The 784-nt window shown below is 48.5% G+C and carries 1 pseudogene; it reads left to right on the top strand.

From position 1 onward, the window contains the following. Window positions 1-784, top strand: a pseudogene (locus tag R8O10_RS24695) (2-oxoglutarate dehydrogenase E1 component); the annotation flags it as partial.

Below are 784 nucleotides of genomic sequence, written 5' to 3'. Positions count from 1 at the left end.
GATATGCAATGGGAGTCGACCTACGATAAGCAACGCCTTGTCGAGTTAGGTAATCGTTTATGTCAGTACCCGGAAAGCCACAAGCTGCAAAGCCGAGTAAACAAGCTGTACAACGATCGCTTAGCAATGATGACAGGTGAGAAGGCTATTGACTGGGGTATGGCTGAAACATTGGCTTACGCGACATTGGTAGACGATGGTAAGCGTATCCGTATTTCTGGTCAGGACTCAGGTCGTGGTACTTTCTTCCATCGTCACTCAGTTCTTCACAACCAATCAGATGCAAGCACTTACATCCCGCTAGCGAATATCCATGACAAGCAGGGGCCTTTCCAAGTTTTTGACTCTGTGTTGTCGGAAGAAGCTGTTCTTGCATTTGAGTACGGTTATGCAACAGCTGAACCTGGTGGTTTGACCATTTGGGAAGCGCAGTTTGGTGACTTCGCTAACGGCGCACAAGTGGTTATTGACCAATTCATTTCGTCTGGTGAGCAAAAGTGGGGACGTTTGTGCGGCCTGACGATGCTTCTGCCTCATGGTTACGAAGGCCAAGGTCCGGAGCACTCATCTGCTCGTCTAGAGCGTTACCTTCAATTGTGTGCTGAGCAAAACATGCAGGTCGTTGTACCATCAACGCCAGCTCAGGTGTACCACATGATTCGTCGTCAAGTAGTACGCCCAATGCGTCGACCATTGATTGTAATGTCTCCTAAATCATTGCTTCGTCATCCTCTTTGTACTTCGACTCTAGAAGACCTTGCAGAAGGTACGTTCCAAGCAGCGA

The sequence above is a fragment of the Vibrio sp. 1727 genome (genome assembly GCF_033344415.1).
Taxonomy (GTDB): Bacteria; Pseudomonadota; Gammaproteobacteria; order Enterobacterales; family Vibrionaceae; genus Vibrio; species Vibrio alginolyticus.
This window is presented reverse-complemented; position numbering and strand designations above follow the sequence as displayed.